The organism is Rhabdaerophilum sp. SD176, from assembly GCF_030143245.1.
Lineage (GTDB): Bacteria > Pseudomonadota > Alphaproteobacteria > Rhizobiales > Beijerinckiaceae > Rhabdaerophilum.
The window spans coordinates 715,001-729,461 of the sequence record NZ_JARJNS010000001.1; the positions used below are offsets into that span (position 1 = coordinate 715,001).

16 protein-coding genes (1 of these 16 only partly in view) are annotated in these 14,461 nt (G+C 66.2%); 11 read left to right on the forward strand and 5 right to left on the reverse strand.

Going from position 1 to position 14,461, the window contains the following annotated elements:
• Positions 1–644 carry the final stretch of a M23 family metallopeptidase gene (locus P0652_RS03570; protein ID WP_284177370.1) on the forward strand. The gene continues 1,345 nt to the left of window position 1, outside the view, so the window shows 644 of its 1,989 coding nt (coding positions 1,346–1,989); its start codon lies beyond the left edge, outside the window; it ends in the stop codon at positions 642–644.
• A gap of 32 nt (positions 645–676) precedes the next feature.
• On the opposite strand, the gene P0652_RS03575 is transcribed toward P0652_RS03570, so the two are convergent.
• Entirely contained in the window at positions 677–1,738 is a 1,062-nt protein-coding gene (locus P0652_RS03575; protein ID WP_284177371.1) for an ATP-binding response regulator, read from the reverse strand.
• Between the two features lie 241 nt (positions 1,739–1,979).
• Between P0652_RS03575 and P0652_RS03580 the strand changes: the two genes are divergently transcribed.
• Entirely contained in the window at positions 1,980–2,912 is a 933-nt protein-coding gene (locus tag P0652_RS03580; RefSeq protein WP_284177372.1) for an AEC family transporter, read from the forward strand.
• Here the strand turns inward: P0652_RS03580 and gluQRS are convergent.
• Positions 2,844–3,770 (reverse strand): tRNA glutamyl-Q(34) synthetase GluQRS, encoded by a 927-nt coding sequence (gluQRS, locus tag P0652_RS03585; RefSeq protein WP_284177373.1) that lies wholly within the window; start codon positions 3,768–3,770, stop codon positions 2,844–2,846. The genes P0652_RS03580 and gluQRS overlap by 69 nt on opposite strands.
• Before the next feature lie 63 nt (positions 3,771–3,833).
• On the opposite strand from gluQRS, the gene P0652_RS03590 reads away from it, so the two are divergent.
• A complete protein-coding gene (locus P0652_RS03590; protein WP_284177374.1) occupies positions 3,834–4,478 on the forward strand; it encodes a DNA-3-methyladenine glycosylase family protein in 645 nt (214 codons plus the stop codon).
• Positions 4,479–4,597: 119 nt separating this feature from the next.
• The gene (locus P0652_RS03595; protein WP_284177375.1) at positions 4,598–4,813 is read left to right on the forward strand and encodes a YgaP family membrane protein; all 216 of its coding nucleotides are present in this window, start codon (positions 4,598–4,600) and stop codon (positions 4,811–4,813) included.
• Between the two features lie 49 nt (positions 4,814–4,862).
• Here the strand turns inward: P0652_RS03595 and P0652_RS03600 are convergent, their stop codons facing one another.
• Entirely contained in the window at positions 4,863–6,212 is a 1,350-nt protein-coding gene (locus tag P0652_RS03600; RefSeq protein ID WP_502947448.1) for an esterase-like activity of phytase family protein, read from the reverse strand.
• Between the two features lie 203 nt (positions 6,213–6,415).
• Here P0652_RS03600 and purL point away from each other — a divergent pair, with 203 nt between their 5' ends.
• The 4 genes from purL to P0652_RS03620 all read left to right on the forward strand — a co-directional run bounded on the left by purL (position 6,416) and on the right by P0652_RS03620 (position 9,917).
• Positions 6,416–8,632 carry a phosphoribosylformylglycinamidine synthase subunit PurL gene (gene purL, locus P0652_RS03605; RefSeq protein WP_284177376.1) on the forward strand — a complete coding sequence of 739 codons (2,217 nt, stop codon included), beginning with the start codon at positions 6,416–6,418 and terminating at the stop codon, positions 8,630–8,632.
• A gap of 360 nt (positions 8,633–8,992) precedes the next feature.
• Positions 8,993–9,223, forward strand: coding sequence for a BolA/IbaG family iron-sulfur metabolism protein (locus P0652_RS03610; protein WP_284177377.1), 231 nt, complete (start codon positions 8,993–8,995; stop codon positions 9,221–9,223).
• 63 nt (positions 9,224–9,286) lie between these two features.
• Positions 9,287–9,622, forward strand: a complete 336-nt coding sequence (gene grxD, locus P0652_RS03615) for a Grx4 family monothiol glutaredoxin (RefSeq protein WP_284177378.1) — start codon at positions 9,287–9,289, stop codon at positions 9,620–9,622.
• A 7-nt stretch (positions 9,623–9,629) separates the two neighbouring features.
• The gene (locus P0652_RS03620) at positions 9,630–9,917 is read left to right on the forward strand and encodes a DUF1905 domain-containing protein (RefSeq protein WP_284177379.1); all 288 of its coding nucleotides are present in this window, start codon (positions 9,630–9,632) and stop codon (positions 9,915–9,917) included.
• 16 nt (positions 9,918–9,933) lie between these two features.
• Here P0652_RS03620 and P0652_RS03625 read toward each other — a convergent pair whose 3' ends face one another.
• Together P0652_RS03625 and tlpA are read right to left on the reverse strand one after the other, a co-directional pair.
• Positions 9,934–10,605, reverse strand: a complete 672-nt coding sequence (locus P0652_RS03625; protein ID WP_284177380.1) for an alpha/beta hydrolase — start codon at positions 10,603–10,605, stop codon at positions 9,934–9,936.
• A gap of 89 nt (positions 10,606–10,694) precedes the next feature.
• On the reverse strand, positions 10,695–11,324 hold the full coding sequence (gene tlpA / locus P0652_RS03630; RefSeq protein WP_502947453.1) for a thiol:disulfide interchange protein TlpA: 630 nt from the start codon (positions 11,322–11,324) through the stop codon (positions 10,695–10,697).
• A gap of 80 nt (positions 11,325–11,404) precedes the next feature.
• On the opposite strand from tlpA, the gene argH reads away from it, so the two are divergent.
• From argH to lysA, 3 genes are read left to right on the forward strand one after another with little or no spacing between them, the layout of a single operon-like run.
• Positions 11,405–12,820: an argininosuccinate lyase gene (gene argH / locus P0652_RS03635; RefSeq protein WP_284177382.1), complete on the forward strand. Its 1,416-nt coding sequence runs from the start codon at positions 11,405–11,407 to the stop codon at positions 12,818–12,820.
• A gap of 56 nt (positions 12,821–12,876) precedes the next feature.
• The gene (locus P0652_RS03640) at positions 12,877–13,119 is read left to right on the forward strand and encodes a lipoprotein (RefSeq protein ID WP_284177383.1); all 243 of its coding nucleotides are present in this window, start codon (positions 12,877–12,879) and stop codon (positions 13,117–13,119) included.
• 46 nt (positions 13,120–13,165) lie between these two features.
• Positions 13,166–14,440: a diaminopimelate decarboxylase gene (gene lysA, locus P0652_RS03645; RefSeq protein WP_284177384.1), complete on the forward strand. Its 1,275-nt coding sequence runs from the start codon at positions 13,166–13,168 to the stop codon at positions 14,438–14,440.
• Positions 14,441–14,461: the final 21 nt, after the last annotated feature.

Here is a 14,461-nt window from a genome sequence, read left to right on the forward strand (position 1 = left end):
AGGGCGACAATGCCCGGCCGGAATTGCTGCTGGTGTCGCTCGTCAGCCAGGGCGTCAAGCGCCGCTACTACCGCTTCAAGCTGCCCGAGGATGACGTCGTCGACTATTTCGACGATCAGGGTCGCTCGGTGAAGCAGTTCCTCCTGCGCAAGCCGATGGATGGCGGCGAGCTGCGCTCGACCTTCGGGATGCGCCGCCACCCGATCCTCCGCTATTACCGCCTGCATTCCGGGGTGGACTGGGCCGGGCCTGTCGGCACGCCGATCCGCGCCGCCGGCAATGGCGTCGTGCGGATGGCGGAATGGGATTCGGGCTATGGCCGCCGGGTTGAGATCGAGCACAACCACGGCTATGTGACGACCTACAACCACCTCTCCGCCTTCGGCCCGGGTATCCAGGCCGGGGCGCGCGTCCGGCAGGGCCAGATCATCGGCCGCCTCGGCTCCTCGGGCCTCTCCACCGGCCCGCATCTGCATTACGAGGTCCTGATCAATGAGCGCTTCGTCGACCCGCTGGCGATCAAGCTGCCGAAGGGCCGCGAACTGGCCGGGCGGCAACTCGCCAATTTCCGCCGCGAGCGCGACCAGATCGAGACCGTGCTGAAACTGGCCCCCGGCGCCTCGGCGCTGGTTGCGCAGAACTGAGCCTGCAAGCGGGCGCGGCCAGAGCCGCCCGGTCAGGCGGCCGGCTTGCTGCGGAGATCCTGCGGGCCACAAACAGCTTCGAGAACGGCGCGCACATTGACCGGCTTGCGCACGGCGGCATCAACAAGCGCCGGCAGGCCCGGCACGGAATCGACCGGGTCGGCGCTGACGACAACGATGCGCGGGCGCTCTGGCGCCGGCCGCGATGCCACCCATCGGATCAGTTCCGCCCCGTCGCCGCCATCGAGGCGAAGGTCGGTGACAAGATGGGCCGGCTGATATTCGCAGAGGAGCCGGGTGGCCTCCTCGACACTGGAAGCCTCGAGGCAGGGAAGCCCGGCCGCCTGAAGAATCGTGCGGAGCACCGCGCGCGAGGCCGCGTGATCATCGACGATCAGGCAGGCCGGCTCGGCCAGATCCGTCAGAATCGGCCAGTCGAACCGAAATACGGCGCCATGGCCGTCACAATTCGGGCCGCCCGCCAGCGCACCGCCCCGGGCGGCAACCAGCCGGCCGGCAAGGCTCAGCCCCATGCCGGCGCCACTGGGCCGTCCGTCGAGATGGCCGCCTTGCTGGATCAGCTTTCCGGCCTCGGCTTCGGTGAGACCCGGGCCGGAATCGGAAACGCGGAAGGCGAGCCGCCCGTCCGCTGCCGGCGCGACGGCCAGGACCACACGCCCCTGTTCGGTCAGGCGGATGGCATTGTCGATCAGGTTTTCGAGCACCTGCCGTAGCGGCACCGGGTCAATATCGGCCGTCAACGGCAGATCGCGCGATTCGAGCAACGTGAAGGTGATTCCCTTCTGCACCGCCCGGGCCTCGGCAGAACGGGCCAGCCGGTTCAGGAACGGGCGCAGCATCATCCGCGCCGGCGCGGCCGGGGCGGCGGGGTCCTTCTCGCCGAGCAGGCGGTTGGCGATCTGGCGCAGGTGAAGGGCTGAAGCGCCGAGCGCTTCGAGAATCTGCGACTGTTCCTCGTCGAGATCAGTCTCGGCCAGAACCTCGATCATCGCTTGCAGGCCACCGAGGGGCGCGCGCAATTCATGCGCAAACTCGGCCATCTCCCGGGGGCTGTAGGTCGGCAAGGCAATCATGATCGAAGCTCGGCACGGTTCTCGGCTGGCATCCCGCAGGATGGCGGGCCCTGCTGGCCCTTTGCTCCGAGAGTAGGCCGGTGCCGTTAACCCTTGCCTAAGCCGCTGCAGCAATTTCGGGGTAACCCGATCGCGGAAACACTGCCGGGAAAAAGGCGGGAAATCCGGAGCGTTGATGGCGGAACGGGTTCAGTCCGGCCGGATTTGCCACTAAGGACATCGGGAAAGGGAGTTTTCCGCCGTGTTGCTGGCCGCGCTTGCCATCGTCGCGCCGATTTTCGGCCTCGTCGCCCTCGGCTATGGCGCCGCCCGGACACGCCTCGTCAGCGGCGAAGCCGGCAACGCCCTGTCGGAATACGTGTTCGTGCTGGCGATTCCCGCGCTGCTTTTCCGGACGGTCGCCAGCGCCGACTTTCCGGCCCTGAACCCCCTACCCTACTGGATTTCCTATTTCGGCGCGCTGGCGATCTGCTGGATGATCGCCGGCCTCCTGGCCCGGCGCGATGGCCGCGACGCCCGGGAAGCTGCGGTGATCGGGTTCTCCGCCGCCCAGTCGAATACCGTGCTGGTCGGCATCCCGCTGATTCTCGGCACGATCGGCGAGGCCGGCACCCTGCCGATCATCCTGCTGCTGGCCGTGCATCTGCCGGTCACCATGACGGCGGTGACCCTCCTCATCGCCCGCGGCGAGAGCGGGCCCGGCGCGTGGCAGAGCCTGATACGTTCGCTGGTCACCCATCCGATCCTGATCGCCATCGGCGCGGGTTTGCTCTGGCGCTATCTCGGCGTCCCGATCCCCGAGCTGATGCGCACCCTGCTGAAATACCTCGCGGATTCCGCAGCTCCCTGCGCGCTGGCCGCCATGGGCATGTCAATGACGCGGGTTTCTCTGGCTGGCAACCGCCGGATGATCGGGCTGATCGCCTCGATCAAGCTGCTGCTCCACCCGCTGCTGGTCTATGTCCTGACGGTCCATGTCATGCGCCTGCCACCGCATTTCGCCGGCGCGGCGATCCTCTTCGCCGCCTGCCCGACCGGGATCAATGCGTTCCTTGTCGCCGAGCGCTACCGGATCGGCGCCAGCCTGGCCTCCGGCGCGATCACCCTATCGACGCTGCTTGCCATCTTCACGATGACGCTCGCTGTCTCGGTCACCATGGCTCTGGTCAAGTAGCCGGTCGATTCCCGCCAGAGCGCGGATTTCTGCCGGGTTCGCCCCCACTGCCCGGTACTGGCGGAGCGGCTTCGAGGCGAGCGATTTGGAAAGCTTCTTCCCGTCCGGCCCGGCGATCAGCGGGTGATGCCAGTAGGCGGGCGCGGGCAGCCCGAGGATCTGCTGCAGCAGCCGGTGGACGGATGTCGCGGCGAAGAGATCCTGCCCGCGCACCACATGCGTCACCCCCTGCAGGGCATCGTCCAGCACCACAGCGAGATGATAGCTGGCCGGGATTTCCTTGCGGATCAGGATGCAATCGCCCCAGGCCGCCGGATCGGCCGGAACGTGCCGGGCCGGGCCCGTTCCGGGCAGCCCGCCTTCGATCCAGCCTGGCGGCGCGGGAAAACGGGCCAGCGCCTTGGCCATGTCGAGCCGCAGGGCAAAGGGCTCCCCGGCATCCCGCCGGCGGACCTGTTCCGCAGGCTCGAGATGACGGCAGGTGCCGGGATAGAGCGTCGCGCCGTCAGGGTCACGCGGGGCCAGCGGGCCGGTGGCGCGGATGATCTCGCCTCGCGTGCAGAAACAGGGATAGAGCAGCCCCTCGGCTTCCAGCCTCTCCGCCACGGCGCGATAGGCCGGAAACCGCGTGCTCTGCCGCAGGACCGGCGCCTCCCAGGCCAACCCGAGCCAGGCGAGATCCCCGAGGCAGGCCTCGACGAGGTCCTCCCGGCAGCGCGTGGTGTCGATATCCTCGATCCGCACGAGGAAACGACCGCCCATCCGCCGCGCCAGCTCGGCATTGAGCAGCGCCGAACAGGCATGGCCGAGATGGAGATGGCCGTTCGGGCTGGGGGCAAAGCGGAGAACAGGGGACATCGTCACCGGAATCGGGTTGCCAAGCGCGGCCAACCGGCATTGGCTGGAAAAAACGAGGATGCCATGAGCGTGATCACGAATGACGATGACATCAAGCGGGGAATGGATGTCCTCGCCGGAATCTGCCCGCATATGCGGATGATCGGCGAAACGATCGGCCCGCCGCCCCTGCGTTGGCGCGAACCGGGCTTTGCTGGTCTCGTCTCCACCATCACCGCGCAGCAGCTCTCGGTCTCGAGCGCGAATGCGATTCGCACCAAGCTGATGGCCCGGCTCGACCCGCTCACGCCCGGGGCGCTGCTCGGCGCCAGCGAGGAAGAGCTCCGCGCCTGCGGCCTCTCCGGCCCGAAAATCCGCACGCTCCGGGCCCTGGCCGACGCCATCGTCTCGGGCGACCTGCCCTTCGACAGCCTCGCGGAGATGCCGGTGCCGGAGGCGCAGGCTGCCCTCGTCCGCGTCCACGGCATCGGCCCCTGGACGGCGGAGGTCTACATGATGTTCTGCCTCGGCGTGCAGGACATTTTCGCCCCGGCCGATCTCGCCTTGCAGGAGGGCGCGAAACTCGCCATGGGCCTCCCCACCCGCCCGACCACGAAGGAAATGGCGGAAATCGCCACCCGCTGGGCGCCGTGGCGGGCTGTCGCCGCCCGGATGCTCTGGGCCTGGTATGGTCATGTGAAGCGCCGGCAGGGCGTGGTCAGCGCATAGGGCTGCAGGCGGAAGGCTGCGCTGCCGGGCTCCGGATGAGCCTCCCGTCTTGCGATAACGCAATGACATATTCGATTTTCATGATACGATCCTTCGTCATCATCCAACAGGAGAACGTCATGACGAGGAATATGGGAACCATCGACCGCGCCCTGCGTGTGATCGTCGGGCTGGTCCTGCTGGCCTATGCGCTGAAATTCATCGGCGCCGGCTCGTCCTGGTCCTGGATCGGCTGGATCGGCGTGGTGCCGCTGCTGACCGCCCTGATCGGCAATTGCCCGGCCTATTCGATCTTCGGGATCTCGACCTGCCCGATGGAGCGCAAGGGCAGCTGATCCGGAAATCGGGGCGGGCCTTCCGGCCCACCCCTCGCCCCCCGGCAGCTCACTTCGCCTTCAGCAGGCCCTCGACGTTGAGCAGGATGAATTCGTTGTCATCCGCCTTGTTGGGGTTGCGCGAGGACGAGAAGGGCAGGTTGTTGTCGTTGCCGACGATAATGTGCTTGTCGTCCACGACATCGACATTCTCGATGGTGAAGAACGGGAAGGTCAGCACGCCGTCATTCAGTGGCTTGCGCGCCTTCTTGTCCGGGTCCTGGATCTTCATCAGGTCGACATGGCCGATCTTGCGGACCGGGCCATTCACATGGGCGTCGGTCATCTCGATCTTCACGATCCGCTTGAACTTGGCCAGATCATGGAAGCAGGTTTCAGCGCGCTGGCCGGCCGGGCAGGCCTTGTCCGGCGTGCCCTCGCCATTGTCCCGTTCGATGACCAGCGCCGTCGTCGCGTCGATCATGTTGAAGTCACCGATCGCGGTCGCGCCGGCATCGAGCACGTATTTCCAGTGACGGCCGGTCCATTTCTGCTCGGCAATCGAGAATTCGAGGATGCGCAGGCTCTGCCGGCCGTCCACCTTTTCCCAATCCTTCTTCTCGGCGTCCCAGAGCGGGCCTTCGAGCAGACCATACAGGAACTTGCCGTCCTTCGAGGCGGCAAAGCCCTCATAGCCGCGTGAGCGGCCGAGATTGACATTGGCCGGCATGGCCTGGCCGGGATTCTGGGTGGTCACCCGGAAATGATCCGGCGACATCACCGGCTTGCCATCGGCCATGGTCTCGAACACGGCCTCGACCTTGCCGCTCATATCGGCGCGAATCAGGTACGGGCCGAATTCCTCGCCGAGCCAGATCTTGCCATCGACGATCTGAAACCCTTCGAGATCGAAATCGGAGCCGGTCAGATACCGCTTTTCCGTGCCTTCATGGACCACGCGGAACGGTACCTTCCTGTCCGGATCATGCAGGAAGACCGTGGCGAGCCGGGTCACCGTACCGGTGGCCCAGTCGACCCGGTAATGGCTGAGGAAAAGCGCGGCATCCGGTGAATTCGCCTTCGAGCCAAAGCCGTTATCCGTCACCACCCAGAAGGTGCCGTCGGCCATCCGCTTGATGCCCGAATGGCCCTGCACCGGCTGGCCGCGGAACGGCACTTTCACCCCGGTCGGGCGACCGGCGGACCGGCCTTCTGCCGAGCCAAGCGCTTCCGTGCGGACAGCGCCGGTCGCGAACTTGCCGGATACTTTCAGATCGGCGGGCGCATCGGCAGGCGGATCGATGAATGTTTCGGCCGGCAGCACGGCGTGGCCGGCCAGAACGGCATCGAAGGATTGGTTGGCGAAGGCGGGAGTCAGCGCGGAAAACGCGACACCGGCAAAGAGCATGGCACGAAGCATGGGGACCTCCCGAGGATTGAGGCCCCCGCTTAGGCTCCGCCCATGTCAGGGCCGTTTCCGTCCCGTGATGTCTTGATGACGAGACAGCTAACGGGAACGGGGCCGCCTTCCGGGCGGCAAACCGGCACAGCAATGGGGAATTCGCGCAAAAAGCCGTTCCCCCGTGCCGCCTAGCCGGGTATACGCACCCCCAGAGGTGCCGCATGCTGCTGAAGAACGAACCCGAGATCACGCCGGAACTGGTCAAGGCCCATGGCCTGAAGCCGGATGAATACGAGCGCTTCGTTGACCTGATCGGCCGGACGCCGACGCTGACCGAACTCGGCATCGTTTCCGCCATGTGGAACGAGCATTGCTCGTACAAATCCTCGCGCATCCATCTCCGCGGCCTGCCCACCAAGGGCAAGCGCGTCGTCTACGGCCCCGGCGAGAATGCCGGTGTGGTGGATATCGGCGATGGCATGGTCGTGGCCTTCAAGATGGAGAGCCACAACCACCCCTCCTATATCGAGCCCTACCAGGGCGCGGCGACCGGCGTCGGCGGCATCCTGCGCGATGTCTTCACCATGGGGGCCCGCCCGGTCGCGGCTTTGAACGCCCTGCGTTTCGGCGATCCCGACCACCCCCGGACGAAGCATCTTGTCTCCGGCGTCGTGGCCGGCATCGGCGGGTATGGCAATTCCTTCGGCGTGCCCACCGTAGGCGGGCAGGTCGGCTTCCATCCGCGCTATAACGGCAATTGCCTCGTCAATGCCATGGCGGTCGGCATTGCGAAGCGCGAGATGATCTTCACCTCCAAGGCCACCGGCGTCGGCATGCCGATCGTCTATCTCGGCTCGAAGACCGGCCGCGATGGCATCCACGGCGCCACCATGGCCTCGGCCGAATTCGACGACAAGTCGGAGGAGAAGCGCCCGACCGTGCAGGTCGGCGATCCCTTTGCCGAGAAGCTGCTGCTCGAGGCCTGCCTCGAGATCATGCAGAAGGGCTGCGTCATCGCCATCCAGGATATGGGCGCGGCGGGCCTGACCTGCTCCGCCGTGGAAATGGGCGCCAAGGGCGATCTCGGCATCGAGCTTGACCTCGACAAGGTGCCCTGCCGCGAGGCGGGGATGACCGCCTACGAGATGATGCTCTCCGAGAGCCAGGAGCGCATGCTGATGGTGCTGCATCCGCACAAGGAGGCCGAGGCCCGCGCCATCTTCACGAAATGGGGGCTGGATTTCGCCGTCATCGGCAAGACCACCGACACGCTCCGATTCGTCATCAAGCATGGCGGCGAGGTCAAGGCCGACCTGCCGATCAAGGAACTCGGCGACGAGGCCCCGATGTATGACCGGCCCTGGGTGGAAACGCCGAAGCGCTTCAACATCCGCCGCGCCGATATCGAGGCGCCCTGCTCTACTGGCGAGGCACTGCTGAAGCTGCTTGCTTCGCCGGATTTCTGCTCGAAGCGCTGGGTCTGGGAGCAATATGACCACCTCATCCTCGGCAATTCGGTGCAGCAGCCCGGCGGCGATGCCGCGATCATCCGGGTGGAAGATGGACCGAAAGGACTTGCGGTGACGTGCGATGTCACGCCGCGCTATGTCGAGGCGGATCCGTTCGAGGGCGGAAAACAGGCCGTGGCCGAATGCTGGCGCAACCTCTGCGCGGTCGGCGCCGAGCCGATCGCCCTGACGGACAACCTGAATTTCGGCAATCCCGAACGCCCGGAAATCATGGGCCAGTTCGTGATGGCGGTGCGCGGCATCGGCGAGGCGGCGCGGGTTCTGGAATTCCCGGTCGTCTCGGGGAATGTCAGCCTCTACAACGAAACCAACGGCCAGGGCATCCTGCCAACGCCGACCATCGGCGGTGTCGGCCTGCTGGCGGATGTAACAAAGCACGCCACGCTTGCCTTCAAGGCGGCGGGCAATGCCATCGTGCTGATCGGCGAGACCAAGGGCTGGCTCGGCGCCTCGGCCTATCTCGCGACGATCTGCGGCCGCGAGGAAGGGGCCCCGCCCCCGGTCGATCTCGATGCCGAATTCCGCCATGGCACGCTCGTCCGCACCATGATCGAGCAGGGCCTCGTCAATGCCGTGCATGACCTTTCCGATGGTGGCCTTGCCGTGGCTCTGGCGGAAATGGCGATGGCCGGCAATATCGGCGCGGATATCCAGGATTTCGCACCGGACATGCCCGGCCATGCCCTGTGGTTCGGCGAGGACCAGGCCCGCTACATCGTGACCACCGATGGCAAGACGGCGGCGCAGATCGAGCATTACCTCAATGCTGCCGGCGTTCCGGCGCAATTCATCGGCATTGTCGGCGGCGATTCCTTGAATTTGCCGGGCACGGACCCGATTTCCGTCGCGGAACTGCGCAAGGCTCATGAAAGCTGGCTGCCGGCCTATATGGGCCAGGTGGCAGAGTGAGGCGACCCTCGCGGATCCCCCCCCCGGGGTTCTGTGAGCCGAACGAGAACAACCGCTGACCCTTCCGAAGGCCGAACGGCCGCCGGGCGGTCAGCCCGGAAACGCCGCGACAGCGGCAAAGGCCGACGCTCCCAAACCCGACGGGTCTGTGAGCCGAACGAGAACAACCGCTGACCCTTCCGAAGGCCGAACGGCCGCCGGGCGGTCAGCCCGGAAACGCCGCGACAGCGGCAAAGGCCGACGCTCCCAAACCCGACGGGTCTGTGAGCCGAACGAGAACAACCGCTGACCCTTCCGAAGGCCGAACGGCCGCCGGGCGGTCAGCCCGGAAACGCCGCGACAGCGGCAAGGATAAAAACCATGCCGATGCAAGCCGCTGATATTGAACGCATGATCAAGGAAGCCATCCCGGATGCGAAGGTCGAGATCAAGGATCTCGCCGGCGATGGCGATCATTACGCCGCCACGGTGGTCTCGAGCGCCTTCAAGGGCCTGCCCAAGGTGAAGCAGCACCAGATGGTCTATGCCGCGCTCAAGGGCAATATGGGCGGCGTGCTGCACGCGCTGGCCTTGACGACAAGCGCCGAGTAGCCTTCAAAAGAGGCGAGCCTTCCTTGCGGCATCACGCCGGCCTTGACCCGGCAGGAGAGAAAAATGTCCGATATCAATGCCTTCATCGACAACGAAGTGAAGTCCAACGACGTGGTGCTCTTCATGAAGGGCACGCCGCAGTTCCCGATGTGCGGGTTTTCCGGCCAGGTCGTGCAGATCCTCGATTATGTCGGCGCGCCCTACAAGGCCCATAACGTGCTCGAGAATGCCGATCTCCGGCAGGGCATCAAGGATTACGCCAACTGGCCGACCATTCCGCAGCTCTACATCAAGGGCGAATTCGTCGGCGGCTGCGACATCATCCGCGAGATGTTCCAGTCCGGCGAACTCCAGCAGACGTTGACCGAGAACGGCATCGCCGTGAAGAAGGCCGGCTGATCGGCGCGTGATCGTCGAATTCACCGCGCCGCTGAAGGTCTGGTCGGGCCCGGCGGCGTGGTTCTTCCTGCCGCTGCCTCAGGCCGAAGCCGGGATGATCCGGCTTGCCGTGCCCCGGCACGGCTTCGGCTCGGTCCGGGTCAGGGCCCGGATCGGCGGATCCCGCTGGGCCACCTCGATTTTTCCCGATACCAAGGCCGGCACCTATCTTCTGCCGGTCAAGGCTGCCATCCGCAAGGCGGAGGGCCTGTCCGACGGCGATCCGGTGACGGTGGAACTCCTCATCGACGCCTGAACCGGCACAGGCGCGCTCAGCGCGCCCGCACCCCCCGCGCGAAGCCGGTCACGGCCCCGACCATGCGGCCATCGATCCCCGCAAAGCCATGATGCCCGCGTGCCTGGCACGGGTCCCCCTCGTCACGCCCGCCGTCAAGCCAGACCACGCGCACCCGCGCCCCGCCCCATTGCTGGAAGGGCGGCACGAGACCGGGCAAGGTCACGCGGCAGGAATCCTTCCGGTGATGGACAACGAGGGTCGGCGGCAGCGAATCGGCCGAACCAACATTCGACTGGAAATGGTCGAGCATGCCCGACGTGATGACCAGGCCATCCGCCTCGAGCGCGCGATGCATCCGCGTGGCGGCGCGACTGGTCCCGACCACGACAACCGGCCGCGCGATCTTGCGCATGGCGGCAATGGCGCGCGAAGGGCTGCCCGAGGAGGAAAGCGAGAGCGTCGCGAAGCCGGCCGCCGCGAAGCTGCGCCGGTTGCGGATCAGCGAATTGCCCATCAGGCTGGTGATGTCGCCGCCAGCGGTGATGCCGAGATCGCCATCGCCCCCGCCCATCAGGATGATGGAACCACGCGGCTTGCCGGCAGGACGATCCAGCACCGCATCGGTGCCGAGTTCGGGGAGGATCTCGCCCGCGCGGGCAAGGGAGGCAGAGAACAGGACAGCCAGAAGCGGAAGCAGGATGCGCATGGACCCCTCCGGATCGCAGGAAGGAAAGACGATCGCGCGAGGCTAGACCTGCCGGGCCGGAATAGCAAATGGCAGCGGTTGCCCCGCCCCTACCGTCCCAAAGCGGCGCGGATGAAGGCCAGCGCATCCGGGCTGGCCCATTCCGCCGGGCCGGCGAGCCAGGCGAGTTCGCAGCCCTGCGCATCGATCAGCAGCGTCGTCGGCATGCCGAAAGCGCGGCCGGCAGCTTTCAGATCCTGGAAGATCTTGGCGGAGGAATCCGAGAAATACGCCAGTTTCTCCACCTTGATCTCGTCGAGGAACTGCTTCGGCTTGTCGAAATTCCGGGTGTCGATATTGACGGCGACCACCTCGAAATCCGCCCCGCCCAGTTCAGCCTGGAGCTTGTCCAGAGCCGGCATTTCATGCCGGCAGGGCGCGCACCATGTCGCCCAGAGGTTGAGCAGGACCGCCTTGCCCTTGAAGTCGGCCAGAGTCACCGGCTCGCCCTTCGCGTTGCGGAACGCGAGCGGGGTGGCCGGAACGGGGCGTGCCGGCACCTGCAAGGCGGCGATCTCGCCCTTGGCGAGCGGCTTCAGACGCTGCGCCACCGGCTCGGCGGCCCGGCATTGTGCGGATTCTCCGGTGCCCGTCCCTTGCAGGAGGTTGCCGATCCCGCCAAAGGCATATAGCGAAGCGCCGAAAAGGAACGCGAGCACGATCAGCGGCGCGAGGGGCATGCCTCTGCGTACCGGTGCGGGTTTCGGGTTCTCCGGCGGTTCACTCAACGGTCTGTTCCCTTTTTCATCGAGGTAGTCACGTGGCAAACGAAATGTGGGGCGGCCGCTTCGCCGAAGGTCCGGCGGCCATCATGCAGGAGATCAACGCGTCGATCGGCTTCGACAAGCGCCTCGCTGCGCAGGATATCCGCGGCTCGATGGCCCATGCCGAGATGCTGGCGGCGCAGGGGATCATCGATCCGCAATCAGCCGAAGCGATCATCCAGGGGCTCGGCAAGGTCAAGCAGGAAATCGACGCAGGCGCGTTCACATTCAAGACATCTCTCGAGGACATCCATATGAATGTGGAAGCCCGCCTCGCCGAGATCATCGGCGCTCCGGCCGGCCGCCTGCACACCGCACGCTCGCGCAATGACCAGGTCGCGACGGATTTCCGCCTCTGGGTGCGCGATACGATCGACGCGATCGACGCCGCCCTCGGCGATCTGCAGCAGGCGCTATGCGAGAAAGCGCTGCAGCATTCCGGCACGGTGATGCCCGGCTTCACCCATCTGCAGAGCGCGCAGCCCGTCACGTTCGGCCATCACCTGATGGCCTATGTGGAAATGCTCGGGCGCGATCGCGGCCGCTTCCGTGATGCCCGGGCCCGGCTGAATGAATGCCCGCTTGGCGCCGCGGCCCTGGCCGGCACCTCCTTCCCGATCGACCGGATGCGCACGGCAAAATGGCTCGGCTTCGACCGTCCCACAGCGAATTCGCTCGATTCGGTCTCGGACCGCGATTTCGTGCTGGAAACGCTGGCCGCTGCCTCGATCCTCGCCATGCATCTCTCGCGCTTCGCCGAGGAGATCGTGATCTGGACGACGCCGCAATTCGCCTTCATCGCCCTGTCGGACAAGTTCACCACCGGCTCGTCGATCATGCCGCAGAAGCGCAACCCCGATGCGGCCGAACTGGTCCGCGCCAAGACGGGGCGGATCTTCGGCGCCATGGTCGGCATGCTCACGGTGATGAAGGGCCTCGCCCTCGCCTATGCGAAGGACATGCAGGAGGACAAGGAGCCGACCTTCGACGCGCTCGATGCCCTCGCCCTCGCCCTTGCGGCCACGGCCGGCATGGTGCGCGACATGGAGCCCGATGCGAAACGCCTGAAAAAGGCCGCCGGCTCGGGCTATGCCACCGCGACCGACCTCGCGGACTGGCTGGTCCGGACGCTGAAAATGCCATTCCGCGAAGCCCATCATGTCACTGGGCGGATCGTCGGGCTCGCCTCCGCCCGCGGGATCGATCTCGAAAAGCTGAGCCTGGCCGAGATGCAGGGCGTCGAGCCACGCATCACGGCGGAAATCTTCGATGTCCTCGGAGTTCTGAACTCCGTCAGGAGCCGCACGAGCTATGGCGGCACAGCGCCGGCCAATGTCCGGGCCCAGGCGAAGCGCTGGCTGGCCCGGCTGGCGAAGGACCGCGCCGCCCGGCAGGCGCGGCCCCTCGCCTGAGGCGGGGCTTCGTGCTAACGCTTCGCCCATTGGACGTCCTTGCTCCGGGAAACAGCATGTCTCGACCTGTTCGCCTCGCCTTCGTCATGATCCTGCTCGCCGGCGGCCTCGCGGCCTGCGGCAAGCGCGGTCAGCTTGAGCCGCCGCCCGGCAGCGAGGCAGCCCGCCCGAAACAGGACCAGGCCGACGCAGCGACGACCGGTGCCCGGCCGGCCGGCGAGACACGGATCGGCGGCAACAAGCGGGTTCCCATCACCCCGCCGAAACGCGAATTGCTGATCGACCGCCTGCTCGACTGACCCGCAGAGTTCCAGCCCGCAGATTTCCAGCCCATACGAGGCTCCGATGCATCATTTCGACTATCGCGACGGCATCCTCCATGCCGAGGACGTGCCGCTTCCCGCGCTCGCCGACCGCCTCGGCACGCCGACCTATATCTACTCCAGCGCCACGCTGGAGCGGCATTACACCGTCTTCCGGGATTCCCTCGGCCTGAAGGACCCGCATATTTTCTATGCCGTGAAAGCCAACGGCAATCTCGGTGTGCTGATGACGCTGGCCCGGCTCGGCGCCGGCGCCGATACGGTGTCGGAAGGCGAGATCCGCAAGGCCTTGGCGGCCGGCATTCCGGCCAGCCGGATTGTCTTTTCCGGCGTGGGCAAGACAGAGGCGGAACTCGCCTTCGCGGTCGAGGCCGGGATCTACCAGGTCAATGTCGAGAGCGAAGGCGAACTCGACCTCCTCTCGAAGGTGGCGGCTGCTCGCGGCAAGCGCCAGCCGGTCGTGCTGCGCGTGAACCCGGAAGTTGGGGCCGGCGGCCACGCGAAGATCACCACCGGCGGGGCAGCAAACAAGTTCGGCGTGTCCTTCTCCGAAGCCGAGCGGCTCTATGCCCGCGCGGCCAACATGCCCGGTATCTCGATCCAGGGCCTCGCCGTCCATATCGGCAGCCAGATCCTGAAGCTCGACGCGCTGGAAGCGGCCTTCCGCAAGCTGCGCGGAATCATCGAGACCCTGCGCGCTCAGGGCCACGGCGTGACCCGGCTCGATCTCGGCGGCGGCCTCGGCATTCCCTACCAGATGCAGGCACCCTACGCGCATGGCCCGGAACTGCTGCAGGATTACGGCGCCATGGTCCGCGCCGTCACCGAAGGGCTGGATGTCGAGCTCGGCTTCGAGCCGGGGCGGCTGATCGCGGGCAATGCCGGCATCCTGCTTGCCCGCGTCCTCTATGTGAACGAGCGCGCAGACAAGCGCTTCCTCGTCATCGATGCCGCAATGAACGATCTCGTCCGGCCGGCCATGTATGATGCCTATCACGAAATCTGGCCGGTGAAGGAACCGGAGCCCGGCCTCGCCCCCGCCGCCTATGATGTGGTCGGCCCGATCTGCGAATCGGGTGATACCTTCACCACCAACCGCCTGCTGCCGCCGATGGCGCCGGGCGACCTGCTGGTCTTCAAGACCGCCGGTGCCTACGGAGCGACCATGTCGTCGACCTACAACCAGCGCCTTCTGGTATCGGAGGTTCTGGTCCGCGGCGCGGATTTTGCCGTCACCCGGCCCCGGCAGACCTATGAGCAACTGCTCGGGCAGGACCGCGCGCCGAACTGGCTCTGACCAGACCCGAACCTGTTGATC

What these genes read in the sequence shown, in the direction of transcription:
- P0652_RS03610 (WP_284177377.1), top strand. Translation starts at nt 8,993, where the DNA reads ATGCCGATGCAAGCCGCTGATATTGAACGCATGATCAAGGAAGCCATC.
- P0652_RS03575 (WP_284177371.1), bottom strand. Translation starts at nt 1,738, where the DNA reads ATGATTGCCTTGCCGACCTACAGCCCCCGGGAGATGGCCGAGTTTGCG.
- purL (WP_284177376.1), top strand. Translation starts at nt 6,416, where the DNA reads ATGCTGCTGAAGAACGAACCCGAGATCACGCCGGAACTGGTCAAGGCC.
- P0652_RS03595 (WP_284177375.1), top strand. Translation starts at nt 4,598, where the DNA reads ATGACGAGGAATATGGGAACCATCGACCGCGCCCTGCGTGTGATCGTC.
- grxD (WP_284177378.1), top strand. Translation starts at nt 9,287, where the DNA reads ATGTCCGATATCAATGCCTTCATCGACAACGAAGTGAAGTCCAACGAC.
- tlpA (WP_502947453.1), bottom strand. Translation starts at nt 11,324, where the DNA reads ATGCCCCTCGCGCCGCTGATCGTGCTCGCGTTCCTTTTCGGCGCTTCG.
- P0652_RS03600 (WP_502947448.1), bottom strand. Translation starts at nt 6,212, where the DNA reads ATGCTTCGTGCCATGCTCTTTGCCGGTGTCGCGTTTTCCGCGCTGACT.
- gluQRS (WP_284177373.1), bottom strand. Translation starts at nt 3,770, where the DNA reads ATGTCCCCTGTTCTCCGCTTTGCCCCCAGCCCGAACGGCCATCTCCAT.
- P0652_RS03625 (WP_284177380.1), bottom strand. Translation starts at nt 10,605, where the DNA reads ATGCGCATCCTGCTTCCGCTTCTGGCTGTCCTGTTCTCTGCCTCCCTT.
- P0652_RS03590 (WP_284177374.1), top strand. Translation starts at nt 3,834, where the DNA reads ATGAGCGTGATCACGAATGACGATGACATCAAGCGGGGAATGGATGTC.
- lysA (WP_284177384.1), top strand. Translation starts at nt 13,166, where the DNA reads ATGCATCATTTCGACTATCGCGACGGCATCCTCCATGCCGAGGACGTG.
- P0652_RS03640 (WP_284177383.1), top strand. Translation starts at nt 12,877, where the DNA reads ATGTCTCGACCTGTTCGCCTCGCCTTCGTCATGATCCTGCTCGCCGGC.